Annotated in this window: 22 protein-coding genes; 8 read left to right on the top strand and 14 right to left on the bottom strand. The window is 65.3% G+C overall.

The window, feature by feature from the left end; translation table 11 throughout:
• Complete coding sequence (dut, locus tag ACFWBU_RS13815; protein ID WP_169620680.1) at positions 1–471, bottom strand: dUTP diphosphatase; 471 nt, start codon at positions 469–471, stop codon at positions 1–3.
• 149 nt (positions 472–620) lie between these two features.
• On the opposite strand from dut, the gene ACFWBU_RS13820 reads away from it, so the two are divergent.
• The gene (locus ACFWBU_RS13820) at positions 621–1,055 is read left to right on the top strand and encodes a DUF3093 domain-containing protein (protein ID WP_169620734.1); all 435 of its coding nucleotides are present in this window, start codon (positions 621–623) and stop codon (positions 1,053–1,055) included.
• A 174-nt stretch (positions 1,056–1,229) separates the two neighbouring features.
• On the opposite strand, the gene ACFWBU_RS13825 is transcribed toward ACFWBU_RS13820, so the two are convergent.
• Positions 1,230–1,532 (bottom strand): DUF4193 domain-containing protein, encoded by a 303-nt coding sequence (locus tag ACFWBU_RS13825; protein WP_169620679.1) that lies wholly within the window; start codon positions 1,530–1,532, stop codon positions 1,230–1,232.
• A gap of 381 nt (positions 1,533–1,913) precedes the next feature.
• Here ACFWBU_RS13825 and cei point away from each other — a divergent pair, with 381 nt between their 5' ends.
• Positions 1,914–2,597 (top strand): envelope integrity protein Cei, encoded by a 684-nt coding sequence (gene cei / locus ACFWBU_RS13830; protein ID WP_296551167.1) that lies wholly within the window; start codon positions 1,914–1,916, stop codon positions 2,595–2,597.
• Positions 2,598–2,689: 92 nt separating this feature from the next.
• Here cei and ACFWBU_RS13835 read toward each other — a convergent pair whose 3' ends face one another.
• Positions 2,690–3,568 carry an inositol monophosphatase family protein gene (locus ACFWBU_RS13835; RefSeq protein ID WP_378528514.1) on the bottom strand — a complete coding sequence of 293 codons (879 nt, stop codon included), beginning with the start codon at positions 3,566–3,568 and terminating at the stop codon, positions 2,690–2,692.
• A gap of 167 nt (positions 3,569–3,735) precedes the next feature.
• Between ACFWBU_RS13835 and ppgK the strand changes: the two genes are divergently transcribed.
• Entirely contained in the window at positions 3,736–4,530 is a 795-nt protein-coding gene (gene ppgK / locus ACFWBU_RS13840) for a polyphosphate--glucose phosphotransferase (RefSeq protein WP_169620676.1), read from the top strand.
• Positions 4,531–4,663: 133 nt separating this feature from the next.
• A complete protein-coding gene (locus ACFWBU_RS13845; protein ID WP_169620675.1) occupies positions 4,664–6,037 on the top strand; it encodes an RNA polymerase sigma factor in 1,374 nt (457 codons plus the stop codon).
• A 452-nt stretch (positions 6,038–6,489) separates the two neighbouring features.
• Here ACFWBU_RS13845 and ACFWBU_RS13850 read toward each other — a convergent pair whose 3' ends face one another.
• The 10 genes from ACFWBU_RS13850 to ACFWBU_RS13895 form a co-directional block, all read right to left on the bottom strand.
• On the bottom strand, positions 6,490–7,080 hold the full coding sequence (locus ACFWBU_RS13850) for a thiamine pyrophosphate-dependent enzyme (protein ID WP_378528515.1): 591 nt from the start codon (positions 7,078–7,080) through the stop codon (positions 6,490–6,492).
• The gene (locus ACFWBU_RS13855; RefSeq protein WP_378528516.1) at positions 7,077–7,595 is read right to left on the bottom strand and encodes a hypothetical protein; all 519 of its coding nucleotides are present in this window, start codon (positions 7,593–7,595) and stop codon (positions 7,077–7,079) included. Before ACFWBU_RS13855 ends, ACFWBU_RS13850 begins: the two co-directional genes overlap by 4 nt.
• Complete coding sequence (locus tag ACFWBU_RS13860; protein ID WP_378528517.1) at positions 7,592–10,966, bottom strand: molybdopterin cofactor-binding domain-containing protein; 3,375 nt, start codon at positions 10,964–10,966, stop codon at positions 7,592–7,594. The genes ACFWBU_RS13855 and ACFWBU_RS13860 overlap by 4 nt, the downstream gene beginning before the upstream one ends.
• Positions 10,956–11,447, bottom strand: coding sequence for a (2Fe-2S)-binding protein (locus ACFWBU_RS13865; protein ID WP_378528518.1), 492 nt, complete (start codon positions 11,445–11,447; stop codon positions 10,956–10,958). The genes ACFWBU_RS13860 and ACFWBU_RS13865 overlap by 11 nt, the downstream gene beginning before the upstream one ends.
• 28 nt (positions 11,448–11,475) lie before the next feature.
• Positions 11,476–12,492, bottom strand: coding sequence for an ABC transporter substrate-binding protein (locus ACFWBU_RS13870; protein ID WP_378528519.1), 1,017 nt, complete (start codon positions 12,490–12,492; stop codon positions 11,476–11,478).
• Positions 12,493–12,758: 266 nt separating this feature from the next.
• Positions 12,759–13,709 carry an ABC transporter substrate-binding protein gene (locus tag ACFWBU_RS13875; RefSeq protein ID WP_378528520.1) on the bottom strand — a complete coding sequence of 317 codons (951 nt, stop codon included), beginning with the start codon at positions 13,707–13,709 and terminating at the stop codon, positions 12,759–12,761.
• Between the two features lie 198 nt (positions 13,710–13,907).
• Complete coding sequence (locus ACFWBU_RS13880) at positions 13,908–14,708, bottom strand: GntR family transcriptional regulator (RefSeq protein ID WP_378528522.1); 801 nt, start codon at positions 14,706–14,708, stop codon at positions 13,908–13,910.
• A 91-nt stretch (positions 14,709–14,799) separates the two neighbouring features.
• Positions 14,800–16,134, bottom strand: coding sequence for an NtaA/DmoA family FMN-dependent monooxygenase (locus ACFWBU_RS13885; protein ID WP_378528523.1), 1,335 nt, complete (start codon positions 16,132–16,134; stop codon positions 14,800–14,802).
• Between the two features lie 102 nt (positions 16,135–16,236).
• Positions 16,237–17,328, bottom strand: a complete 1,092-nt coding sequence (locus ACFWBU_RS13890) for an LLM class flavin-dependent oxidoreductase (RefSeq protein WP_378528524.1) — start codon at positions 17,326–17,328, stop codon at positions 16,237–16,239.
• Positions 17,329–17,355: 27 nt separating this feature from the next.
• Positions 17,356–18,852: an asparaginase domain-containing protein gene (locus tag ACFWBU_RS13895; protein WP_378528525.1), complete on the bottom strand. Its 1,497-nt coding sequence runs from the start codon at positions 18,850–18,852 to the stop codon at positions 17,356–17,358.
• Positions 18,853–19,400: 548 nt separating this feature from the next.
• Here ACFWBU_RS13895 and ACFWBU_RS13900 point away from each other — a divergent pair.
• From ACFWBU_RS13900 to ACFWBU_RS13910, 3 genes are read left to right on the top strand one after another with little or no spacing between them, the layout of a single operon-like run.
• Entirely contained in the window at positions 19,401–20,162 is a 762-nt protein-coding gene (locus tag ACFWBU_RS13900) for an ABC transporter permease (RefSeq protein WP_378528526.1), read from the top strand.
• Entirely contained in the window at positions 20,155–21,030 is an 876-nt protein-coding gene (locus ACFWBU_RS13905; protein ID WP_378528528.1) for an ABC transporter permease, read from the top strand. Before ACFWBU_RS13900 ends, ACFWBU_RS13905 begins: the two co-directional genes overlap by 8 nt.
• A 33-nt stretch (positions 21,031–21,063) precedes the next feature.
• Positions 21,064–21,843: an ABC transporter ATP-binding protein gene (locus ACFWBU_RS13910; protein ID WP_378528529.1), complete on the top strand. Its 780-nt coding sequence runs from the start codon at positions 21,064–21,066 to the stop codon at positions 21,841–21,843.
• 29 nt (positions 21,844–21,872) lie between these two features.
• On the opposite strand, the gene ACFWBU_RS13915 is transcribed toward ACFWBU_RS13910, so the two are convergent.
• On the bottom strand, positions 21,873–22,217 hold the full coding sequence (locus ACFWBU_RS13915) for a DUF952 domain-containing protein (RefSeq protein ID WP_296551173.1): 345 nt from the start codon (positions 22,215–22,217) through the stop codon (positions 21,873–21,875).
• 280 nt (positions 22,218–22,497) lie between these two features.
• Here ACFWBU_RS13915 and ACFWBU_RS13920 point away from each other — a divergent pair, with 280 nt between their 5' ends.
• On the top strand, positions 22,498–22,698 hold the full coding sequence (locus tag ACFWBU_RS13920; RefSeq protein ID WP_169620673.1) for a hypothetical protein: 201 nt from the start codon (positions 22,498–22,500) through the stop codon (positions 22,696–22,698).
• Positions 22,699–22,760: the final 62 nt, after the last annotated feature.

Raw genomic sequence — 22,760 nt, forward strand, 5'->3', positions numbered from 1 at the left:
TCAGGAACCTTCCTTCACGAGACCGGCGTGTCCGCCGCTCGATCCGTATCCGCCGCTTCCGCGTGCGGTGTCGTCGAGTTCGTCGACCTCCACGAACTCGGCGAGTTCGACGCGTTGGACCAGCAACTGGGCGATCCGGTCACCGCGGCGCAGCTCGACGGCGTTTTCGGTGTCGTGGTTGATCAGGCACACCTTGATCTCTCCACGGTATCCGGCGTCGACCGTCCCGGGGGTGTTCACCACCGACAGACCGAACTTCGCTGCGAGTCCGGACCGCGGATGGATGAGCCCGACGGTACCGATCGGCAGGGCAACAGAGATGCCGGTCCCCACGAGAGCTCGCTGGCCCGGTTGGAGAGTCAGGTCGGCGGTCGTGCACAGGTCGACACCTGCGTCACCGGGGTGAGCACGGGTGGGCACAGGGATCCCGGGGTCGAGGCGACGCAGCGGGATGCGCGGAAGGTCGGTCACGTGGACCGAGGTTACTCTGCGGATGCCTGTCCCCCGCTGCGGGCGCGAGGCCGTCCGATACGGGCGACTATCCTGGGCCTGTGTCTCGATCCTCTCGCTCCGGAGCGACTCCCGGCCGGACCACCGGCACCCCGACCTTCTCCGAACAGATGTGGGTGCCGTGGTGGTGGTGGCCCATCGGGCTCGGCATCGCTGCGTTGCTCGCGGCGGAACTCCATATGGGAGCGCCGGGCCTCTACGCGTGGCTGCCGTACGTGCTGCTGCTGCCCTTCCCGATCTGGGCTCTGATCTGGCTCTCTCGCAGCAAGGTCGAAGTGGTCGACGGGGAGCTGGTCGTGGGACGCGCACATCTACCGGTGGAGGTCATCTCACGCGGTGTGGTGGTTCCGGCGTCGGCGAAGAGCGCTGCGCTCGGCCGCCAGCTCGATCCGGCCGCATTCGTCCAGCACCGGCCGTGGGTCGGGACGATGGCGATGGTTGTACTCGACGATCCCGACGACCCGACGCCCTACTGGCTGATCAGTACCCGGCGTCCCGCCGAGTTGCTCGAAGCGTTGGGCTGCGACGTTTCCACAGGAAAGTAGCCACAGGGAGCACCCGCGGGAAGCAACCATCAGGTCGCAACCACCCGGTCGCCGCAGCGCCCTGAGGTCGTCACACGGAGTGGCCGCGCGGCATGGTCATGCCGAGCGGCCGCGGGGCGACCTCAGGCTGCGCAGTCGCGGGGCGATCTCAGGCTGCGCAGTCGCGGGGCGATCTCATGCTGCGCAGTCGCGGCAGATCAGGACGCCGTTCTCCTCGGTTGCCAGTCGGCTGCGGTGGTGCACCAGGAAGCAGCTCGAGCACGTGAACTCGTCGGCCTGCTTGGGCACGACGCGCACCGACAGCTCTTCGCCGGACAGATCGGCACCGGGCAACTCGAAAGACTCGGCGGTATCCGATTCGTCGACGTCCACCACAGCGGACTGCGCTTCGTTGCGCCGCGCCTTCAGTTCCTCCAGTGAATCCTCCGACACCTCGTCACTTTCGGTCCGCCGCGGTGCGTCGTAGTCAGTCGCCATGTCCTCTTACCTTCTAATCTTCGTGCGGGCGCTCAGCAGAAGCACCGAAGGTGCTCCCGGCCAAGGCAACGCTCGACGGTGTCATGAAGTTCCCTGGGATAAGTCCGGAACACCGGACATACCCGAATACGTGCATTCGAACCCGCGTCGTGCAACTCCTACGACTCGGGCCGCCGAACAATAGCCGACGCGGACCCGAAATATGCAATCAATTTCGCCGCCCGCCCGGAATTGTCGAGCAATTGTCACCAACACCACAGGAACCCGTGGCATTCCCTCCCCGCGAAGGCAGACACCTCCGGAGGCCTCCACCTTCCGAAGGCGCCGCCCTCTAGAGTGAGTGCGCACCATCACCGGCACGAACACGAGAGGCAGGGCGGCGTGGTTTCCCTGATCACCCAAGGCACCGCTACCGACAAGCGCGGCCGGCCGTTCCGTCACCGCCGGACACTCCCGGCAGCGATCGCCGCGGCGGTCCTTGCGGTCGCGACCATCGTCGTCTGGACCTCGGTGTTCAGTTCGGTCGAACCGGTGACCACCACCGTCGCATGCAACGCTCCGGCCCTCGGCGCATCAGGTCCGGACGGCGCCGAGCCCGCCCCGCTCGGAGACGTCGTCGATCGGTCCACTCTGCTCGACGTCGAGCCCGCGCCCCTCGCTGCCACCCGTGTTCGCGTGTTCAACGCCAACGGCGAGCGTGGCCAGGCGACACACGTCGCTGCGCAGCTGAGCGACTACGGCTTCGCCAGCGCGCCTGATGTTCAGGCCGGCAACGACCCCGTGTACCTGGATCAGAACATGCAGTGCCAGGGACAGATCCGGTTCGGCGAGTCCGGTAAGGCCGCCGCGAGCGCGGTCTGGCTGCTCGCACCGTGCGCCGAGCTGGTCCTGGACGAGCGCGGGGACGACACCGTCGACTTCGCCCTCGGGACGTACTTCAAGGACCTCTCCCCCTCGGCGGACGCGGAAGAGGTCCTGCGGACCCTCCGCGAGGTCCCGGCCGGAGAGGGTTCGGCGCCCCTCGACATCGACCTTCTCACCGCCGCGCGCGACGCCCGTTGCTGATTACTTTTTCACTTCGAGTGCAAAAGGGGACGCCGCTCACTATTTCGACGTGACGCGACACAAAGCATATTCGGGTGAACCGGGCGGAATACTCAATTCGGCGCGGCGTCATTTGCGCCTAATTCGGCGAGTAACTCGTTGAAAGCGACCGCAATACCCGGCGCCGCCGCGACGGTGATCTCTCCGGCGTCGCCGAAACCCTCGGGCACCCGTACCGTCGCGCCCGCCTCGGCCGCGACGAGCGCACCCGCCGCCCAGTCCCACGGATTGAGGCCGTGCTCGTAGTGCGCGTCCACACGACCCGCGGCCACCATGCACAGGTCGAGCGCTGCGGCGCCGATCCGCCGGATGTCGCGGACCCGCGGCAGGAGCGCTGCGACTATCGCGCCCTGATGAGCGCGCCGGCCCGGAGTGTAGGAGAAGCCCGTCGCCACGAGCGACATCCCCAGGTCGGTCACCGGGTTGCATCGCAGCGGCGTCTCCGTGCCGCGCGCGTCGGTGAGGGTCGCGCCCGCGCCCAGGGCAGCCGAGTACGTGTCGCCGGACGTGATGTCGACGACCGCCCCCGCGATCGATCGGCCGTCCACCTGCGCGGCGACCGAGACGGCGGACGCCGGGATGCCGTAGACGAAGTTGACGGTGCCGTCGATCGGATCCACCACCCAGCACACTCCGGTCTCCCCCGTGCCGGCCACCTCGCTGCTCCCGCTCTCCTCGCCGAGAAACGCGTCCCCGGGTCGCAGCTCGCGCAAGCGGGCACGGATCAGGTCCTCGCTCTCGGTGTCCGCCACGGTGACGGGATCGGTATGCGTGGATTTCGTGCGGACCGAATCGGTGCCGTCGGATCCGGGCGGGCCGAAGAGTTCACCGCGACGGGCCCGGACATGGTCGGCGGCCTCCCGGGCAACCGTGACGGCCACCTCGCGCAGGGCGGACAATTCCGATGGGGTGGCGTTTCGCTCGGCAGGCATCTCCTCATCCGAACACACCCGCACGCAGGACACCAGCGCACCACTTGCGGCCCGCGGAAACGGAGATGCACCGGTTCGCGACCCCGCGCCGCGACGGACCACACTATCGTTGCGACACAGGCGCAGTCCGGATTCCCCCGGGCCGATCCGAGCGAGAGGAACACGTGATGACCCAGGACACCCCGACGGTTTCGTCGAAATCGGTGCAGTCGTCGAACCTGGGGTTCGGTGTCGACGTCGGAGGCAGTGGCATCAAGGGTGCGGTGGTGGACCTCGACACCGGGGAACTCGTCGGTGAACGCATCAAGATCCTCACTCCGCAGCCGTCGACACCGGATTCGGTCGCCGCGACGGTTGCCGAAATCGCGGACCAGGCCGGATGGTCCGGTCCGGTGGGTGTCACCCTGCCGTCGGTCCTGATGGGGGGAGTCGTGCGCACCGCCGCCAACATCGACTCGTCCTGGATCGGCACCGATGCGCACGAACTGTTCACGGGCGCACTCGGACGGCAGGACGTGTCCATCCTCAACGACGCCGATGCTGCCGGGATCGCCGAAGATCGCTTCGGCGCGGCGAAGGACACCGACGGAGTGGTCATCCTGCTCACCTTCGGTACGGGCATCGGCTCGGCCGTGCTGCACAACGGCGTCCTTCTCCCCAACACCGAATTCGGCCACATGGAGATCGGCGGGCGCGAGGCCGAACACATCGCGGCGTCCTCGGTCAAGGACAAGCTCGGTCTGTCGTACAAGCAGTGGGCCAAGGAAGTCTCCCGCGTTCTCGAGCACTACGAAGCGCTGCTGTGGCCGGACCTGTTCATCGCGGGAGGCGGGATCAGCCGTAAACATCACAAGTGGATCCCGCTCCTGACCAACCGAACTCCGGTCGTTCCCGCCGAACTGCGCAACGCGGCGGGGATCGTCGGAGCCGCATACGCAGCGAAAACCGGCGTAACACCCTGAGTCGCGCTCATCCTCCCCGGACGGAATCGTTACAATGGTCCTCAGCCGGCCGGAACCGGCCTGATCCCGACAGACCTCTCCGCCGGAACACCTCTGGCGCGACGCCGCACTACCTCGTCACGAAAGGGCGTACGTGGCAGCCACCGACATCCACACCGCTGATTCAGAGAACGAATCCGCACCCGTTGCAGGCGCCTCGGGCGCCGCCGCCGACGCTGACGGCACCGCCGCGGATACCGCGCCGAGCGCCAAGTCGCCAGCGAAGAAGGCCGCAGCAAAGAAGGCTCCCGCCAAGAAGGCCGCAGCGAAGAAAGCTCCTGCCAAGAAGGCCGCAGCCAAAAAGGCTCCCGCCAAGAAGGCCGCAGCGAAGAAGGCCGCCGGAGCGGCTGGCGAGGAAGAGTTCGACGCGACCAGCGTTGCCGATCTCGCCGACCTCGAGATCTCCGAGGGAGAACTCGCCACCACCGAGGATGTCGTGGTGGAAGAGGAAGAGCCCACCGAGAAGGACAAGGCGTCCGGTGACTTCGTCTGGGACGAAGAGGAGTCCGAGGCGCTTCGTCAGGCCCGTAAGGATGCCGAACTCACCGCCTCTGCCGACTCGGTGCGCGCGTACCTGAAGCAGATCGGCAAGGTCGCCCTGCTCAACGCCGAGGAAGAAGTCGAGCTCGCCAAGCGGATCGAGGCAGGCCTCTACGCCGTCTACCGTCTGCAACAGCTCGCCGAGAAGGGCGAAAAGCTGCCCGTCGCGCAGCGGCGCGACATGAACTGGATCTGCCGCGACGGCAACCGCGCGAAGAACCACCTCCTCGAGGCGAACCTGCGACTCGTGGTCTCGCTCGCCAAGCGCTACACCGGCCGCGGAATGGCGTTCCTGGACCTGATCCAGGAAGGCAACCTCGGTCTCATCCGCGCGGTCGAGAAGTTCGACTACACCAAGGGTTACAAGTTCTCCACGTACGCCACGTGGTGGATCCGGCAGGCGATCACGCGTGCGATGGCCGACCAGGCCCGCACTATCCGTATCCCGGTGCACATGGTCGAGGTCATCAACAAGCTCGGCCGCATCCAGCGCGAACTCCTCCAGGATCTGGGACGCGAACCCACGCCGGAAGAGCTGGCGAAGGAAATGGACATCACGCCCGAGAAGGTGCTGGAGATCCAGCAGTACGCGCGTGAGCCCATTTCGCTCGACCAGACGATCGGCGACGAGGGCGACAGCCAGCTCGGCGACTTCATCGAGGACTCCGAAGCGGTCGTCGCCGTCGACGCGGTGTCGTTCACGCTGCTTCAGGACCAGCTGCAGTCTGTCCTCGAGACCCTCTCCGAGCGCGAGGCCGGCGTCGTCCGGCTGCGCTTCGGCCTCACGGACGGGCAGCCGCGCACGCTCGACGAGATCGGGCAGGTGTACGGCGTGACCCGCGAGCGTATCCGCCAGATCGAGTCGAAGACGATGTCGAAGCTGCGGCATCCGTCCCGGTCGCAGGTACTGCGCGACTACCTCGACTGATATTTGACAGCAACGACGCATGAGGGCCGCCCGTCCGGGTGGCCCTCATGCGTCCTTCTACCCTGCCACGGGACAAAGCCGAGGCCGAGAACCAGAGCGCCCTCATTCGGGGACGCCCGGCCAGGAGAACGACCCGACGTGGTTCTGGAGGCTGCACTCGAGGATGTTGCCGCGCCGGATGAATCCGCAGTTGCAGAAGCAACTCAAGACTAGGTGAAACGGGTCCGGCGACACGGCGGAGGCACCGCCACTCGTCGACGACGCCGAGCAGTAACCACACCGCGCCGAGATCATCCGTTGTGAGGCCAGAGGTCCTCGTAGCGGCCCCAAATGGGTGATAACCCCAATGCGGTGCCCGGACCTCAGCCCGGAGTTCCCTCGCAACCGGTACCGGGACGCGCTATCACGTCGACGAAGCCCCTAGTGCGTGTCTTCCGACGCGACCACTTCCGCTATCCTGCGCTGTGGCGCGCGGCCAGCGCCTCCTGGAATTGCAACCGTGCTTCGCCGCCCGAGTACTGCCCCGGACCGCCGTAGGGTGACGGCTCCGATTCCATCTCGACCACGGCGATCGCTGGTCCCGGCATGCCGAGGAATACCGAGAGGAAATCACGATACGCGTCGGGGGTCGTGACCGCGGGGATGTTGCGGGCGTGGGTCCACCCGGCGGCCACGGCCATCGCGGCGAGGTCGGCGCCGTCCGGCGCCCCCAGCGGCTGCCCACCGCCTGTCTCGTAGCACCCGTTGCGAGTCACCACCACATGGAGATTTGACGGGGCGGTACGTGCGATCGTCAACAGCACGCCGAGGTTCATCACGAGGTCCCCGTCGCCTTCGAGCAGCACGAATTGCAGGTCGGGCCTGCTCACGGCGGCTCCGAGCGCGAACGCCGGAGCGGTCCCCATCGGGTCGGACGCGTAGTACGTCAAATTCTCGCCACCGTGGTCGCGCCACGCCCGTCCCGAGGTGCCCAGGCTGGCGATTACCACGGCGTCCTCCGCCAGCGCTGCCGCGAGTGAAGCGGCTCCGTCGGCCCGTTTCATGCGGGTATTCCCTGCAATGCGCGCTTGCTGCACAGCAACACGACCGGCCTACGTGTCATATCGGCTTCATCGAACGCCGCCGTGACGAGGTCAAGGTCATCTTCGGTATCGAGGGTGTGTACCCGCAAGCCGAGGGCCCGGACGACGCCGGCCGTCGCGGAATGCTTGTATGCCTGGTAGTGGAAGTTGTCTCCCGCACGCCCGCGATCCGCGGCGATCACGACGAACGGCAACTGGTGGTGATTGCCGTACCCCGCGAGCGCATTGGCGGACAGCAACACTCCTGCGTTCTGGCACACAAGGACCGAACGCGCCGACATCAGCGCCGCACCCGCGCAGACACCAACGCCGTCGTCCTCCCGGGTGACTCGCACGTGCCTGATGGTGCCTGTGCTGTCGACGCGGTCGATGACCGGGGTGAGCCAACTGTCGGGCAGCGAGGCGGCGACGGTCACGCGCGCGCGGACGAGCGCCGCCACGATGCGGGCAGGATGGTCGGTGGTCGGTGCCGTCATGTACATCGAACCTTTCGGTGTGCTTTCCGTGCGAGCCCACCCGCGGCGTCGATCTTCCAGGCATTGCCGGGCAACGGATGCGCGTGGTGGGAGAGTTCATCGTCGAGAAGTGCGACGAGGTCGTCCTCGTCCGGTCGGGTGCCCCGCAACGCGGTTTCCGTTTGCTCGGGATGCCAGGGAGTGGGTCCGAGAGCACCGAAGCACAGGCGCGCCCGGCTCCATCTCCCGGCGTCGTCCGTCACCACCACCATCGCAAGTGACAGCGTCGCGAAATCACCGTCGTAGAGCCGGATCTTCTCGAAGTGGCCGATCGCCGTGCTGGCTGCTGCCGGGACGGACACCGATTCGGCGATCTCGCCGTGGGTCAGAGACAGTTCGCCGGGACCGGAGTACAGGCCGGTGATCGATACGCTGCGTGAACTGTCCGGCCCGGTGATGCGGATCGTGGCATCGAGGGCAGAGAACACGGTTGCGAGGTCGGAAGGTGTCACCGCTTGGCACCGATGAGCACCGAGTGCTGCGTGATGGAATCGGTGGTCCCCGGTGACCGCGTAGCAAGGACACGTGACTCCCCCACGCTTGTAACAGTCGAACCCGTTGCGGAAGAACCAACATCGTTTGGCCTGTCCGAGATTCCCCCCGACCGTCGCTGTTTCACGTAGCTGCGGAGACGCGATGGTGTCGACGACATCGGCGAGGATCGGTAGTTCCCCGCGTGCCCACTGCCCGAGTTCGCGCAGCGTGACCGCCGCGCCGACAGTCCACGAGCCGTCCGGTTCTCTGGTGATGCGCCGCAGTGCTTCGACCGTACGGGTAGAGACCAGCACCCGCGGGGCGGTCAACCGCTGCTCCCGTTGGACGAGCAGGTCGGTGCCACCTCCGATGACGGCGACGTCGCCGACTGACCGGCTCTCCAGCTCCGAGGTGACTTCGCTCACGGTGGTGGATGCGGCGAGAGCCTCGATCTCGCAGGTACGGACGTCTCGAGCAAATCGTGTGCCCACGCGGTCCAGCAGGTGGTGCAACCCCAACGGGTACAGACGGCGGAACGCCTCGATCTGCCATCGCGACGGTCGCCGTGCAAGCCGGAACGATCGCGCGGGTGCACCGTCTCGCTGCCGGAGTGCCGACAGGACGACATCCGGTGTGATCGGCAGCGACCGGAATCGGATGCCGGTGGCGTCGTACACCGCATTGAGTACCGCCGCGGCGACCGGGACGATCGCCATCTCTCCCACGCTCTTGGCGTCGAACGGACCCGCCGGTTCGGGACCTTCGACGAGGAACGCGCGAATCGACGGAGCGGTCGTCGAGCGGGGTAGCGGGTAGTGGACGTAGCCCGTGTTGACCGGACGTCCGTTCTCGTAGACCAGTTGCTCGCCGAGCACAGCGCCGAGACCCTGCACGATGCCACCGATGATCTGGCCGTCCACGAGCGCCGGGTTGATTGCGCGCCCCATGTCGTGCGCCGCGACGTAGTCGAGGATGCGGATCTGCCCGGTATCCTCGTCCACCTCCACTTCGGCGGCGTGGGCGGCGAACGTATAACTCGCAGAGATGTTAGGGCTGGCGATGCCCGTCCAGTACGGCTCCATGAGTTTTTCGGCATAGTCCGCTTCGACCCGGAGAACCCCATCGCGTGTCTCTGGTGCACGGGCGACGAGTGCGCCGAGCACATCAGGTGTGAACCTGGTGCTCCCGTGCGCACCACCGAGTTCCCAAAGTCGGTCGGCCAACAGTTGTGCGGCCTTCATAACCGCGTGACCACCCATGTGTGTGCCGCGCGAGGACCACGCCCCCATCTCCGGGGGCGCCTCATCCCAGTCGGTCATGACGACATCCACCACCTCGAAGGGCACACCTACGGTGTCCGCGGCGATCTGCGCAAGAATGGTGCGTTGTCCGGTGCCGGCATCGCTGCCGCCGAATTTAACGATTACCCGCCCACCCGTCGTCGCTTCGATCGCGGCAGCACTGGCGTTTCCGCCGGGATAGGCGTAGGACCCACTTCCGTGCATGCCGGCGGCGACCCCGTATCCGCGATACGCGATCCGACTTTCTCGGCCTGCCTTCCAACCGATTTCATGCTCGACAACGTCGAGGCACTCGACAAGGCGATTCGAACCCACCCGAGAACCGGACAGAGCCTGCGACTGTGGCGTGGCGGCGTTGCGGCGGCGGAATTCGAGCGGATCGACGCCGCAACGCTCGGCGAGCTCATCGACGAGACATTCGGAGGCGAGCGCTGTTTGGGGCTGACCGTAACCGCGAAACTGACCGCCGGGCGTGAGGTTTGTGTCGATCAACCGTGCACGCCACGTCACCGCGTCCGGGCGGTACATCGAACCCAGCACCTTGACCCCTGCACTCATCACCGACGGCCCGTAGTGATTGAATGCGCCGTTGTCGACGTCTATGCGCGCGTCGAGTCGGCAGATGCGCCCGTGCCCGTCGGCGTGCATCTCCAACTCTGTGCGGAAGCCGTGGCGGGGCTTGGTAGTCGCGAGTTCCTCGTCGCGGGTGAACTCGACGAGGACAGGGCGTCCCGTCTTCATCGAGAGCAACGCTGCGGCGATCTCGTGTTCGGACACCTTGGATTTCGAGCCGAAGCTGCCACCGACCGCGACATCGCGGCACACTACTTGGCTGGTCTCCAGGCCGAGCAGCGCGGCAAGCTCGTGGATTACGAAATGGGCTGCTTGTGTCGAGGTCCACAGTTCGAGGCGTTCGCCGTGCCACCACGCAAGCGTGGTGTTCGGTTCCATGCACGCGTGCGAGACACGAGGGTACTCGAAGACACCTGAGACGCCGTGCCGGGCGTGCGCGCGCGCGACCGCCTCGTCGCCCCACGTGCCGGACGTCTCGAGGGAGACGTTCGAGCGGGTTCCCCGATCGTGGAGCAACGGTGCGCGACGGGACCGAGCAGCGTCGACGGTGATGCTCGCACGATGGTTCCGGTACCGCACCCGGATGCGTCGCACCGCTTCCGCCGCTGCCTCGGGACTGTCGGCGGCGACGGCAGCGATTTCCTGGCCGTAGAAGTGCACCACGCGAGTCGCGAACGGGGGCCGGTCCGCGAACACTCCCCCGCTGTGGGTGTAGCGGGAATCGGGGGGAAGATCGCGGGCGTCGACGACGGCCCGGACCCCGGGAACCTTCCATGCCGACCGCAGATCTACCGAGGAAATCGTCGCGTGCGACCGAGTAGCTCGCACGATCTTCGCGTACAGCATCCCGTCCGGCCGTAGGTCACCGGCGTACAGTGCGGTACCCGAGGTCTTCTCTTCCCAATCGACGGGACGAACCACGCGCCCGACCGCCGGGCGTGCGGCAACTGTGTGCTGCACGCCGGTCCCGAAGTCATTGTTCATACGTCTCCTCCCCCAGGCGCGATGCGGCTACGCGATGGACAGCGTCTACGATCTGCACGTATCCCGTACACCGGCAGATGTTCCCGGACATCGCGGCTGCGATCTCGTCGCGCGACAGACACCGGTTCCCGGCCTCCTGCAACGCTGCTTCCCGCAATACCGCTTCTGCACGGGCGATCTGTCCCGGCGTGCAGAACCCGCACTGGAACCCTGCGCAGTCCGCGAATGATTCACGCAAATCGCGGGCGGACTCGGCGAGCCCCGTGGCGGTGGTAACCGGTGCCGTGACCGTCGCGGCGAGCGTGACACACGACAGCACGGCTCGGTCTCCGACCAGCACGGTGCACGCACCGCACTCACCTCTTCCACACGCGCCTTTGGGCGCTGTGTGTCCGTTCGAGCGCAGCACATCGAGCAGAGTGTCACCTGGGCGCGTACACACAGTCTGAACCGTGCCGTTCACAATCAGCGCGCTCTGCACGGGTTACTCCGAAGTGTGTTCTGCACAGTTACTCCGCGACGACGGCGAAGTCGGCGACGTAGGATTCCGCAGCCGGCGGGTTGTCGAGAATGCCTTCGCGCTTCAGGAGTTCGCCCATCCGGTCGAGCGCCGCGACGTTCACAGTCGCGGCGTAGGGCGGTTCGGTCAGAGACTTCAGCTGCTCGGCATCCTGCTTGCACGATGCCGACTGCACCTCGTATCGCTCCTCGTGATTCTCGGGGGCTTCGAGTTGTTCGACCGATTCGATCAGTGCTGCCTGGAACGCCTCGAGGGCGGCGGGCTTCGTGGTGCTCGTCTTCTCAGTGGCGACGTATCCGGAGAAGACCAACGGCTCACCACCTCCCGCCGTGACGTACGGGTTGCCGAGCGAGACGAGGTCGAGTTCGGGCAACATGTTCGCCTCGGTGATCTGTGCTGCGTCGATCCTTCCGGTCGACACCGCCGGTCCGAGATCGGCGAAGGGCAGCGCAACGAATTCGACGGTCGAAGGGTCGGCGCCGTTGACCCGCATCCACTCGCTCGTCACGATTTGGTTGATACCGGCGATCTCGTTGACTCCGATCTTCTTACCCTCGAGCGACTTCGCGTCCGTGAACGGCGAGCCGTTCTTCACCGCAACCGAGTTCGCCTTGTTGGTCTCGTCTACCGGCGTCTCGTACGCGGTGGCTATCCATTTCAGCCCGATGCCCTGGTCGATGGCCCGCATCGTGGAGAACGGATTGGAGAAGGCGAGGTCCACCTCGCCGCTCTGGAGGGCCGACAATCCGGCAGCGCCACCCTGCGACTTGATCAGCTCGACCTCGAGACCGTGTTCGGAGAACAGCCCTTTGTCCTGAGCCCAGTAGACCGGCATCTCGTTGCACAATCCCAATGTGGTGATAGAGAGGGGCACCGGTCCGTCTGCAGGGGTTGCCCCGGCGGCAGTGTCGGAGTCCGCACCGCATGCGGTCAGTGCTGCAACAGCCGCGGACACTGCGACGAATGCGGCGATTCGCTTTCCACCGAAACGGATACCGTCGTTCATGAATCGTCCTTCTTCTGATGGAACCGACGCGTCGAAGAGCGGGCATCGTCGGATCACGCGATCAACAGGAGCTTCCGAGCTCGCGCACCGAGTGCGACGGCCGGAGAGTCACTCGTGATCCAACCCATTCGATATTTCCGGCATGCGCCGCCGATGTCTCCGCTGTGTTTCGCCATATGTGACGCACCGCCGCCGCAGTGAACAGCAGAGACGGCGGGCCGGCGGTGGGTTACGCCACCTCGGACCCGCCGCCGGGATCTGACTGATCACCCTGAGGTGACGACGAACTCGGGAACATACGACGATGCCGGCGGCGGGTTCTCGAGCAGCCCTTCCCTCTTCAACAGTTCGGCGTTACGGTCGAGTGCCGCCATGTTCACCGTTGCGATGTACGGCGGTGCGGTGAGCGCCTTCAACGCCTCGACGTCACGCTTGCATGCCGCCGACTCGACCGCGAGACGTGCGTCCTCGTTGCCCGACTCACCGATCTGTTGAACGGAATCCACAAGAGCGGCTTGGAACGAGCGGAACACCTCCGGACGGTGCTCTGCGTCGTTCGCAGCAGCGACATAGCCCGCGAAGACGAGTGACTCGCCTCCACCCGCCGCGACATAGGGATTGCCGAGCGAGACGAGATCGAGTTCGGGCAGCATGTTCGCCTCGGTGATCTGCGCGGCATCGATCCGTCCCGTGGCCACTGCGGGCGCGAGGTCGGGGAACGGCAGCGCGACGAATTCGACGGTCGAAGGGTCGGCGCCGTTGACCCGCATCCACTCACTGGTGATGATCTGATTGATGCCGGCGATCTCGTTGACTCCGATCGTTTTACCTTCGAGCGATTTCGCGTCCGTGAACGCGGAACCATTCTTGACCGCAACGGAATTCATAGCATTGTTCGGGTCGGTCGGCGTTTCGTACGCGGTCGCCACCCATTTCAGGTCGATCCCCTGATCGATGGCGCGCATGGTGACGAACGGGTCGATGAAGGTGACATCGACCTCGCCGCTCTGCAACGCCGACAGGCCGGCCGCTCCGCCCTGCACCCTCACGAAATCCACATCCAGGCCGTGGTCGGCGAATACACCCTTCTCCTGTGCCCAGTACACGGCGACTTCGTTACACAGTCCGAGTGTCGTGATGGACAACGAGGCTGGCCCGTTCGACGTATTCGAATCGACTGCGGAGGGGTCGTCGGCGTCCGCCGAACAAGCCGTCACCGATACGACCGTGGCGGCCACGGCCAGCCACGACACAATGGGAGCACGACCAGATATGCGAGACTTGTACATGTGCGGTCCCCTTCGAGGTCTGACGTAGTGGAACGGTGATCAGCAGGTGGGCACTGATACCGGTTGTGTCACATCTATTTCCACGCATCGGTTTCGGCGGGTTGCGTGGCTGGAGCCAATTACCGATCAAGCACGCGGAGGATTCAGCGCCACGTTGACCATGTCGCTGCGATACCGTGCGTGCGACAAGAGGACCGTCTCGCGACGTTCGTTGAACACCGTGGTGTCGATGTAGAGAATCGGCGTGCCCTGTGCAACACCGAGGGCCGATGCGGCCGATTCGTCCGCTCCGACCGCCGAGATCCTCCGGTCCGCCCCGAGCGTGCCGTGGCCGAAACGGTGCTCGATGATGTCGTAGACGTCGCGGCTCGCGTCCTCACGGGTGAACTCCTCACCGGGACGCAGGGCGAGGTAGTACGTTCGCAACTGCCGCGGAACCCCGGCGAAGGTACTCAGCCGCTCGAAGATCACGAGCGCAGAGGTGTCGGCCGGCATATCGACGCTGATCGATTCGGGCAGATCCGAAGTCACTTTCCACCCGAGGATCACCAGCTCGCTGCGCGGGTCACCGCCCGCTACCGGTATCGAGTCGATCAGCAGGTCGAAGCGACTTCGCTCGTGAACGTTGGTCGTGTACGTACCCGCACCTACTGAACGCTGAACACGGTTCTCGTCTGCGAGAGCCTGTAGCGCGAGTCGGACGCAATTGCGCGACGTGCGGAAACGACGCGCCAACTGCTCGTCCGAAGGCATTCGTTGCCCCGAACCGAGGCGATCCACGACCACACGGAGAAGGTCGCGCAGACGTCGGACCTCGTCGGCGCGGCGGTGCCCGTCCATCCGCAGAAGCGGATCCTTCGCCTCCTCTCGATACACCGGACCGTAAGGCTGGGACGCGATGGCGCGTCGATCCTGCGGGACTGTCACCGAAACGTCCTTCTCTCGCGAGTTCATCGGGTCGTGGGGCCGTCCCGCGCAGCTGAACGGCACGGCTGTTCGGCTCCACCTGTGAGCAGAATTATTCGAACGCAGGCACACCCAGAACGTCGCGAAGCGTCGTACCTTCGTACGAGTTGCGGAAACGGCCACGTCGGCGCAATTCGGGAACGAGCAGACCCACGGTGTCGACTACGTCGCGCGGGGTCGACTGCGGGTGCGAGATCATGAATCCTCCGCGACTACCGGTGGCTTCGTAACTCTCCTCCAGGTAGTCCGCGACATCTTCTGCGCTACCGGCGACTGTGTGGTCGTATCCGGTGGCCGCACGCCAGCTCTCGTCGACCAGATCGTTCCGCGTCATCTGGTGGTCTTCGCCGTACTTCGCGATCAGGTGGCGGAACGACATGGGGCTCGCGTTGCGGGCGATCACCTCGGCCTGGAGTTCACCGACGGTGAACTTCTCCGGTAATGCGGCCAGATCGAGACCCGTCTGGTTGGACAGGAACGTCGCGGCGGCTTCCCACGGCAGAACGTCCCGAAGTTGGTCGCGACGCGCCAGCGCCTCGGAGCGCTCCTGCCCGACTATCACCTGGATGTCCCACAAGATGCCGACAGACTGTGGATCGCGGCCGTTGCCCGCCAGTTCGGCGTCGAGGTCCGTGCGATGACGCACCCGTTGCACGGGGTCCCACGCCCCGCCGAACACCATGTCGGCGAACCGGGCCGACGCAGCGATGCCCCCGGGTGATCCACCCGCCTGGATCAAGACCGGTGCGCCTTGCGGGCTGGGGACTGTGTTGAGTGGCCCCTTGACGTCGAAGAACTCACCGGCGTGATCGATGGCATGCACCTTCGCGGGGTCCGCTACCTGCCCGGTCTCACGGTTCCACACGAACGCGTCGGGCTCGACACTGCGCCAGAGGTCGCGGCACACGTCGACGAACTCCTCCATCCGGCGATAGCGAGCGTCGTGATCGGCAAGTTTCGCGAAGCCGTAGTTGGCGGCGTCCGCTGCCCGTGACGACGTGACGACGTTGAACGCGATCCTGCCGTCGGTGATGTGGTCGAGTGAGTTGAGCAACCGGGCTACGTAATACGGATGCATGAACGTCGACGAGTACGTCAAACCGAACCCGATATGAGACGTGGTCTGGGCGAGCGCAGCGATGAACGGGCTCATGTCCTGGCGGGGCCATCCGATTCCCCAGTGCACCGCGGCGTCGATCGAGTTGCCGTAGGTCGATGGAATGCCGGTGCCGTCACCGAAGAAGATCATGTCCAGACAGCCGCGCTCAGCGGCAAGTGCGATCTCCTGGTACATCTTCAGGTCGGGAAACGTCGATCCCACCCAGGACCCGGGGAGCCGCCAACGTCCTTGGTGGTGAGCGAACGAAAGATCGAGAGCCAAACTCATTTGGTAGGACATGGTGGGCCGACCTCGGCGGCAGCGCGCGGAGCGCGAGTGGAGTGAACCGGAAGCAATCGGTGGATGGAAGACCTCTGGACGCAGCGTCGATCAGGGCAGCAAAGCGTTCTGCGTGTCGTCGGTGAGTGTGAGCGGATGGTCGAGCAAAGGGATCACGTCACGACCGAAACGCTCCATCCCGTCGACGAAGTCGTCGAAGGTGAGCATGATGCCGGACGTTCCGGGTACCGCGGCCAGCGCGTTGAGCCGGGCAGCGATCGTGGCTGCCGAACCGGCCAGGGGCTGAGCCCCGTAGAACGGATTCACCTGTGCGCGATGCCGACCCGCGACAGCCGCGCTGGATCCGTTGGTGGCTGTGTCACGCGAGTACTCGGCGACCATCGCAGCGAGCGCGTCCTCATCAGCGCCCTCGACGTATCGGGCGACGACCCGAGCGGCGTCCTCGTCGGTGTCGGCGATGACCACCGTTGCGTTCGCGATGGCGGTGGGCCGGCGATCACCGGCCGCGCACGCCGCCGCCAGGCCCGCATTGGACGCACAGACAGCCTCGGGAGTCGATCCCGCACCGAAGTGGTAGTCGGCGTACTCGGCGACGAACTGTCGGCCGCGCGGTGACGACCCCGCCGAGACCAGGTCTATATGCCCGGTCGGTTTGGGCCCGATTCGCGCGTCCTCGATCGTGAAGTGTTCTCCATGGAAAGTCGCATGTCCATCGCGCCACAGCGTCTTCATGATGTGGGTGAACTCGCTGAGCACCTCGTACCGGTCGGTGTAGTACTCCTCCCCCGGCCACGCACCCATCTGCGCGTATTCGGTGCGGTTCCATCCGGCGACAAGATTGAAGCCGAATCGACCCCCCGACACATCGTCGAGCGTCGCTGCGGTCTTGGCCGCTACGACGGGGTTGACGGTAAGGGGTGAGATCGTCGAATACAGCTTGATCTTCGACGTCACCGCGCACAATGCGGCAATCAAAGCCGTGGGATCGGCGGTGTCGTCCCAGTGCCGAGTGGCACCGCCGAACCCCCGGTACTTGAGCATGGCCAGGGCGAACGAGAATCCGAGTTCCTCCGCCTTCTCCACGACGCGGCGATTGAGGTCGAAGCTCGGAGCGTACTGCGGGGCCGTCCGGGAAATCACCCAACCGTTGTTACCGACAGGAAGGAAAACACCGTATTTCATTGCGACACATCCATCTCCGGCGCCGACTCAGTGGGAGTCGAACACCTGCTGGTAGAGAACGACCTTGGCGCGAACGGCATCGAGCTCTGCAGGGGTCGGGTTCGCGGGATCGAGAGCCGGTGGCAATGCACCGAATTTGAGTAGGCAGGCCATGAGCAGCATTCGCGCCTTGGGTGCGGTCAGGTTGCCACCCGTGACAAACAGGCCACCCTGACCTCCGTAACGCGACACGTAACCGCCACCGCCGCGACCCACGGCGACCACGGGGAATCCATGTGCGACGGCCAATTTCATGGCCGCAAGGAGGGACTCGTACAGTCCGGCATAGGGCGAGGATCCTTCGGCGACGAAGCCGGCCAGCGGATAGCGCGCGAGATTCGCTCGAATGCGTGCCAGCACTTCGACTTCCCCGTCCACAGTGTCGGAGAAGTCGTCGGCGCCGAAGTTGGTGTACCGCGAGACGGTCACCTTCGGCATTGCATCCGGGAGCAGGTACCCGTCGCCATCCTTGATCGTCACGTCGACCGCTGCCGGCCCCCAACCGGCGGCACGCACACCAGGGACGGTGTCCGGTAACTCCGACAGTCGGACGGCGGAGCGATGGGTATGCCGGGCAACCGGAACAAACGACAGCACCGGATCCCACACAGTGTTCCCAACGATTCCGCCGTGCCCGCCGGTCGCGATGTACCCACCGGGGCGTGCGTCGGCCTTCTGGACCTCCCGTGAGGTGAATATCTGGCCGTTCTGCACCATCACCGCACCGACGCGGTCGACACCGGAATCGTCCTCCCACACCCTCGACGCGATGTACCGCGCTGCCTGGATCAGGTTGTGGTTACCGTCGTTTCCTATTACCCCGTGCGGATACTGAGACGAGTTGGCCACGATCGGCGTACGGGTGTCGATGAGCAGGTTGAGCCAATAAATGGTCTCTTCGGCGGTGGGGCTTCCCTCGAGCCAGATCGCCCCGTCGTATTCTGCACCGTCCAACGTGCGAGCAACGCAGTTCGTCAACCGCGCAAGGGTGGGAAGGGCGGGCTCACGCCGGACCGGCTTGTAGGGGAAGAAGTCCTCTCCTAACGCTTCCGGAGCGATGTCGCCTTCTCCGAGGTCGGTTCTCGCCTCGGCCGGTAAGCCTTTCGTGTAGCCACCTGAAGGAGCAGCGCGGACGAAGTCGTAGTCCGCGATCGAGCCGAGAAGGTTGTTGTGACCGTATTCGTCGATGCCGTAGCGGTCTATCTCCTCGAAGATCCGCGAAGCGTCGGGATAGAACTGCTGCCGCATCTCACCGGTCGCGGCGAAGGAAGTGTCCCACGGGCTCCGATCACGCTGTACCGCGGCGTAGGGCAGGAGATATGCGCCGTCGCCTGGATCGAGAGCGACGCGATACACCGCCTTCGCGGCACCCCGAGGCTCGGACAGCAGATCACCGGTAGCCGGATCGAGGTATCCGTCCGGTTCTCCGTAGAGTTCGGCGGCGTCGACTTCGAGCGGGTGCGCCGAGAGCGCTTCGACATACACGGTGACCGGCGCAGCGAGACGCTGCGACCGCAGAGAATCATACCCTCCTGCGCAGCCTGACAGTCCCCTCTCCGCACGCACGGAGTTGCTCGTGCGCAGCACCGCGCTGTTCTGAATGGTCGCCCGGGGTCCGGAGAACACGGCGATCCGAGGTCGTCCGATCGATGTCATGGGCGGAGTCAACACGGGGCGTGTTTCGCAGGAGTGAACTTCGGTATTCCGCGAGTTACGCCGCGCCAAGCCTTTCGGAACCCCAAGGAACTGCTTGCGCGCGATTCCCCACCCGAGTTGCGCCACCCGAACGGCCGAGCCGGACGTGCCCTCCCGAGCGGCGACAGCGCCGAGTGTTACGTCCACGCTACAAATCGGCTTCTCATATTACGAGATGCCATCCCGCATTGACGGCATTCGGGCGTCCCTTCTAGCGTCCCTTCGTAACGCCTTCACCCGACCGGAACGACGGCACCCTCTATCCACGACGGACATTCGCACCGTGCAACCGCATTCTCGGTGCGCGTTCCGACCCGGCCACAGCCCAAGGAGGTCACGTGACAGAACGCGCCCAGCGCCTGTCCCTCGCCACGACAGGACTCGTCACATTACTGGTCGCGTGGACATCTGTCGTCGCAGCAGGTGTCGTGCCCCAGTCCTCCGTTCCGTATCCCTGGCAAGTGGCGGCGCAGTTCCCGATGCTCGTCGTCGACGGAGAGTTCCTCGCAAGCCTCTCCGACACGGTCGGAAGTTGGCTCGCCGCTCTGATTCTCAGCTCCGTCGCCGCAATTGTCGCCGGAGTCCTCATCGGGACGGTCTCGTGGCTCGAGAAACCGGCGACGCTGGCCGTCAATGTATTCCGGTCGATCCCCGCGACCGCATTGATCCCCATCGCAATCCTGTTCTTCGGACTGGGCGCGCAGATGAAGATCTCGGTGGCCGTGTACGCCACATTCTGGATCGTCCTCATCAATACCGTCTACGGAGTCGCATCCACAGAACCGATGCGACGCGACGCCGCACGCTCGATGCAATGGAGCACACTGCGCACGCACGCCTACGTCACCCTCCCCAGCGCGCTGCCGTCCATCGTCACCGGCATTCGGGTCGCGTCGGGTGTCGCACTCGTCGTGCTCGTCAGCGCCGAACTGCTCGGCGCGAAGTCCGGTCTCGGCACCTTGATGGTGCAATACCAGCAAGCACTTCGGCTCGATGTCGTGTACGCGATGCTCCTCGTCATCGGCTTGGTCGGCACCGCACTGCATTCCGGGTTGATCCGGGTCGAGAAGTCCTCGCTGAAGTGGGTGAGTCATGTCTGACACCGTCGAGATCGTCACGCCGCCGGCAGTCGCGCCGAAAGCCGACCTCCCCAAACGGCGCGTCCCCCCGAGGGCCCGGGCCGTGGCCGCCGCGGTCGCACCGCTGTGGCTCGTCGCAGCACTGATGATCGTGTGGGAGATCACGGCTCGCGCCGTACCGACCGTGTTCTTCCCCCCGGTGAGCGCGGTGATGGAGCAATTCGTCGACGACTGGCTGTCCACCGACCCATTTACCTTGTTCCTATCCGAAGGGTTCTGGGACGCCGTACCGGTGAGTCTCGGCCGATTCGCTCAGGGTTGGGCCCTTGCCGTGATCGTCGGCATCGGCGTCGGCGTTGCACTGGGCCGAAGTCCCATTCTCGCGGGGATGTACAACCCGACGGTTCGGTTCTTCATGGCGCTGCCCAACGCCGCACTGCTTCCGATCGCATTCCAGATCTTCGGGGCGACGAGTTCGATGAACGTCTTTCTGATTTTCTTCGGCACGGTGTGGGTGATTCTCGTCAACACCGCCGACGGGGTCGCCGGGGTCGACAGACAATGGATCCGCAGCGCGCGGAGCCTCCAATTGAGCCGCCCTCAGTTCTATCTACGGGTGTTGTTGCCCGCCGCGAGTCCGCGGATCATGGCAGGCCTGCGCATCAGTGTCGGGATCGGTCTGATTCTGATGATCATCTCCGAGTTATACGCCACCACAGAGGGTCTGGGTTACAACGTCGTGCTCTACCAGCAGACATTCATGTACCGCCAGATGTGGTCGGCGTTCGTACTCATCGCACTTCTCGGAATCGTGCTCAACGGGATCGTCAACACCGTCGAGAGACGGTTGCTCCGATGGAACCGCCGCGCCGGTCTCGCTGACCTGTAACCCCCTACCCGATTCGGATCAGAGGAGATAGCCATGGAATTGCGAATCGACGGAGTGACCAAGTCCTACGGGCACGGCCCCGACTCCAAGCTGATCCTGGAGGAGACGTGGCTCAAGATCCAGGAGCGCGAATTCGTCTCGATTGTCGGCCCGTCGGGATGCGGAAAGTCGACGCTCCTTATGATGATGGCCGGTCTGCTCGCACCGACCGGTGGACAGGTGATGCTCGGTAACGAGCCTGTGGACGGCCCGCCTTTCGGCCTGTCGGTGGTCTTCCAGGATTACAGCAGGTCCTTGTTCCCCTGGATGACGGTCCGACGCAACCTGTCGATGGCGGCCGCTGCCTACAAATTGCCCAAACCGGAAGTCGAAGCACGCGTCGACCATGCACTCGCCGCAGTGGGGCTTGCCGGGAAGGGCGCGATGTATCCGTGGCAGATGTCCGGCGGAATGCAGCAGCGTGTGGCCATTGCGCGGGCGCTGGTCGTCGAGCCGAAGGTCATGCTCATGGATGAACCGTTCGCCGCAGTCGATGCCCAGACCCGCGCCGATCTCGAGGATCTCGTACTCCGCGTCCGGGACGAGTACCGGGTCACCGTCGCGTTCGTCACCCACGACATCGACGAAGCCGTCTATCTCGGCGACCGGGTACTGGTGCTGGCGGCCGATCCGGGTCGGGTCGTGGCAGACATCTCCGTGGGGCTCCCGGATCCCCGCGAACAGATCGCCACCAAGCTCGAACCGCGCTTCGCGGCATTGCGAGCAGAGGTGTACCGGCTCGTCATGCGGCCGACGACTCCCGCAGTGGCGTGACACCGGGGTGCCGCGGTCGGGGATCAGGGTTACAGTCGCGCGAACCGGCCGTCGGCACCGGGCAGGTATTCGGTGACGGCGACGACCGCACCGACCGGCAGCGGGCCGTACAGGTGCGGGAACCGCATCGACTCGGGGTCTTCGGGCACACCCGGCTCGTAGCGCACCGGGTCGGTGAGCGCCGAGGGGTCCACGTGCAACAGCAGCAGGTCGGTCCGGCCGGCGAACAACCGGTTGGCGGGCAGATGCACCTGCGCGGGCGTCGACAGGTGCACGAATCCGGTCTCGCTCAGCGACAGCGGCGTCAGGGCGCCTGCGTCCCGAGCCCGGTCCCACTCGTCGCGTGGGCAGAGGTGGAGGAGAGTGTCGGTCATCGGCTCATTGTCCTCGTAGCGGTGTCGAATCTCTCGCCGCAGCCCAGCGCTGCCGGGACTCGCTGGTTCGACGCTGCGCTGTCAGCGAACACACCCTGGGACAAAGCTCCACGTCGGGGCCTTTTCGCTGGTCCATGCGTGAACCGCGCCACCATTGGGCACCCCGGGGAACAACGCATCGAACCGAAACGTCTGTCAGAGTAGATCCACCGCGCTACCCCCGGCGCGGCGGACCAGACCCCAGGCACCCGATTTCAGCGGTAGCCAGTTTGGAGGAGTCATGCCCGGTACGTTGACCAGCCCGAAGTTGACCGCTGCAGATCGCTGCGATCGGTGTAATGCTGCCGCTCGCGTGCGCGCCGTCCTTCCGACCGGTGGTGAATTGCTGTTCTGTGGCCACCACGCCAGCGAGCACACCGATCGTCTCCGTGAACTCGGAGCGACGATTGCCACCGAAGAGGAATCCGACGCGACCGTCTGATCCGCCGTCGAGAGCCACACGGCCCCGACATCCGACCCGAAGCGGGCGACCACAGCAGATGC

The sequence above is a fragment of the Rhodococcus sp. NPDC060084 genome, assembly GCF_042730335.1.
In the GTDB taxonomy this organism is placed as follows: Bacteria; Actinomycetota; Actinomycetes; order Mycobacteriales; family Mycobacteriaceae; genus Rhodococcus.

Coding starts and splice junctions, on each gene's coding strand:
- ACFWBU_RS13820 (WP_169620734.1), top strand. CDS start 621: ATGTGGGTGCCGTGGTGGTGGTGGCCCATCGGGCTCGGCATCGCTGCG.
- ACFWBU_RS13825 (WP_169620679.1), bottom strand. CDS start 1,532: ATGGCGACTGACTACGACGCACCGCGGCGGACCGAAAGTGACGAGGTG.
- ACFWBU_RS13835 (WP_378528514.1), bottom strand. CDS start 3,568: ATGCCTGCCGAGCGAAACGCCACCCCATCGGAATTGTCCGCCCTGCGC.
- ppgK (WP_169620676.1), top strand. CDS start 3,736: ATGACCCAGGACACCCCGACGGTTTCGTCGAAATCGGTGCAGTCGTCG.
- ACFWBU_RS13850 (WP_378528515.1), bottom strand. CDS start 7,080: ATGAAACGGGCCGACGGAGCCGCTTCACTCGCGGCAGCGCTGGCGGAG.
- ACFWBU_RS13855 (WP_378528516.1), bottom strand. CDS start 7,595: ATGACGGCACCGACCACCGACCATCCTGCCCGCATCGTGGCGGCGCTC.
- ACFWBU_RS13860 (WP_378528517.1), bottom strand. CDS start 10,966: ATGAACAATGACTTCGGGACCGGCGTGCAGCACACAGTTGCCGCACGC.
- ACFWBU_RS13870 (WP_378528519.1), bottom strand. CDS start 12,492: ATGAACGACGGTATCCGTTTCGGTGGAAAGCGAATCGCCGCATTCGTC.
- ACFWBU_RS13885 (WP_378528523.1), bottom strand. CDS start 16,134: ATGAGTTTGGCTCTCGATCTTTCGTTCGCTCACCACCAAGGACGTTGG.
- ACFWBU_RS13890 (WP_378528524.1), bottom strand. CDS start 17,328: ATGAAATACGGTGTTTTCCTTCCTGTCGGTAACAACGGTTGGGTGATT.
- ACFWBU_RS13905 (WP_378528528.1), top strand. CDS start 20,155: ATGTCTGACACCGTCGAGATCGTCACGCCGCCGGCAGTCGCGCCGAAA.
- ACFWBU_RS13910 (WP_378528529.1), top strand. CDS start 21,064: ATGGAATTGCGAATCGACGGAGTGACCAAGTCCTACGGGCACGGCCCC.
- ACFWBU_RS13915 (WP_296551173.1), bottom strand. CDS start 22,217: ATGACCGACACTCTCCTCCACCTCTGCCCACGCGACGAGTGGGACCGG.
- ACFWBU_RS13920 (WP_169620673.1), top strand. CDS start 22,498: ATGCCCGGTACGTTGACCAGCCCGAAGTTGACCGCTGCAGATCGCTGC.